Here is a 2,319-nt window from a genome sequence, read left to right as displayed (position 1 = left end):
GTGTCGGCCGTATCGACAAAGGTGAAGCGCAGCCCGTAGTCGGACAGCACCTTGTCGAACAGGCGGAACGTGCCGCCGTAGAGATCATTGCCACAGATTACCCGCTCGTCGGGGCGCACCAGCCGCAGCAGCGTGTCGATGGCGGCCATGCCGGAGGCGAAGGCCAGCCCGAAGCGCCCCCCTTCCAGCCCGGCCAGCGCCGCTTGCAGCGCGCTGCGCGTCGGGTTGTCGGTGCGGGCGTAGTCGTACCCCTTGTGCTCGTTCACGCCGGTCTGGGCGTAGGTGGAGGTCTGGTAGATGGGCGTCATGACCGCCCCGGTGGTCGGGTCGGGCGAAACGCCGGCATGGACGGCCACTGTGTCGAAATGGGCGGCGCCGGGCGCGGCGCGGTGATCCGTTGGTTGCATACGTTCCTGCTCCTGCTGTCGCTCTCGTCGGCGGATTGTATTGTATCATAACCTTCTGGTAGCCATAGCGCAGCCTGACCGGCTGCGTTACGATATGCTCATGAGTGAGCGGGCAGTACGTTGGGCCTCGGCGCTGGCCGCCGTCGCCTGTTGGTTTGTCGCCGGGCTGGCGCTGACGCGGCTGCTATTTGAGTGGCGCTTCCCGGCGTGGCTGTGGCTGGGGCGGCCGCCGCCGGTCATTGCGGTGGGGCTGCTTGTTGCGCTGGCCGGCGCGCTGGTTTGGCGGCGGTTCGGCGGGCGGGTCGCGCTGGCCTCACTACCCTTGCTGCTCAACCTGGTCTGGCTGGCCGATCCAGCCGTCGATTTGGCGCAGAGCCGTTTCCTGTTCGCCGCCGGGCTGTGGCTGGCCGCCGTCGTCGCGACGTACCTGTGGGTTGGCGACGACCCCGCGCGCTGGCGGCGGCTCGGCCCGCGCTTCGTCCTCCTCGCCCTGTGGCCCGTCTACTGGCTGACCATGTCCTTCGCCGTGGGCGAGGCGGATACCTTCGAGTTCCAGGTCGTCGCCCCCCAACTCGGCATTGCCCATCCGACCGGTTACCCGCTCTACCTGCTGCTCGGCAAGCTCTTTACCCTGCTGCCCATCGGCGGTTCGGTCGCCGGCCGGCTCAACTTCGCCTCCACCGTCTACGCCACGCTGGCCGCCATCGTCGTCTTCCGGCTGGCGCTAGAACTGCTGCGCCGCCCACTGCCCGCGCTGGTCGGCGCGGTGGCCCTGGGGCTCGCGCCGATCTTCTGGAGTCAGGCCATCATCGCCGAGGTCTACGCCCTGCACGCGCTGATCGTGGCGGTGGGGCTCTCGCTCATGGTGCGGCTGACGGCCGGCCCCCGACTACCGGCGACGGAGCGGCGCAAGACCATCGTGGCGCTGTCGTTCGTCATCGGGCTGGGATTGACCAATCACCTCACCACCGTCTTCCTTCTGCCGCCCGCGGCCATTGCCGTGGCCCTCACCCTGCTGGAGGAATCGCCAGGCAATGGCAAGATAGGGGGGCGGCGCTGGTCGGCCGTCGGGCGCGGGCGGTCGTTTCTACCAGGCCTGGTCGCTTTCACGCTGCCGCTGCTGCTCTACGCCTACCTGCCCCTGCGCTGGCGGGCGGTCAACGGCGAGCCGATGGGCCTGAGCCGGTTCGTCGATTGGGTGGTAGGCGGGCGCTTCCAGGGGGCGTTGCAGTGGGGCGCGTGGCTGCGCGACCCGGCGCGCTGGGAGATCGTCGGCCGCCTGCTGCTCGACGCCTGGGGCTGGGTCTATCTGGCGCTGGCTGTTGTGGGGTTGGCGTGGCTCTTCTGGCGGCAGTGGCGGGCGGCGCTGGTGCTGCTGGTCGCGGCGGTTGGCTTCACCTTCTACGCCCTCAACTACTACGTGCCCGATCTGGCCGTCTTCCTGATCCCGACGCACGTGGTCATCGCTGTCTGGGTCGCGGCGGGGGTGTGCGCCCTCTTAGAAACCGTCTTAGAAACCGGGTTTCTCAGAAGAAACCCGGTTTCTAGCGCTCTCCTCTTCATCCTGGCGCTGTTGCCGGCGCTGCTGGCCGTCGGCGGTCGCTGGTCAGCGATTGACCAATCCGGTCGCGACGGCGGCGAACCGTGGGCCCGCGACGCGCTGGCCCGGCCGGGGGCGGGCGCGGCCATCCTGGCCGACAGCGAGAAGATCGCCCCGCTCTACTACCTGCAACAGGTCGGCGGCCTGCGGCCCGACCTCCACCTCCTGGTGCTGCCTGACGAGGCCGCCTACCGCGCCGAACTGGACAGCCGTCTGGCGGCCGGGCAAGCGGTCTATCTGGCCCGCTTCCTGCCCGGCCTGCAAGGCGTTTACCATCTGCGCTCGGCCGGGCCGCTGGTCGAGGTCAGCCGG

Annotated in this window: 2 protein-coding genes; one reads left to right on the top strand and one right to left on the bottom strand. The window is 69.3% G+C overall.

The window, feature by feature from the left end; translation table 11 throughout:
- A partial coding sequence (locus ACE3UY_RS11015; RefSeq protein ID WP_374687579.1) for a PLP-dependent transferase occupies positions 1-407 on the bottom strand: 407 nt, incomplete at its 3' end.
- Positions 408-507: 100 nt separating this feature from the next.
- Between ACE3UY_RS11015 and ACE3UY_RS11010 the strand changes: the two genes are divergently transcribed.
- A partial coding sequence (locus ACE3UY_RS11010; RefSeq protein WP_374687578.1) for a DUF2723 domain-containing protein occupies positions 508-2,319 on the top strand: 1,812 nt, incomplete at its 3' end.

It is taken from the genome of Promineifilum sp. (SeqCode) (genome assembly GCF_041918635.1).
Lineage (GTDB): Bacteria > Chloroflexota > Anaerolineae > Promineifilales > Promineifilaceae > Promineifilum.
Note: the sequence above shows the minus strand (reverse complement) of the source record. Positions and strands in the feature narration are given on the sequence as shown.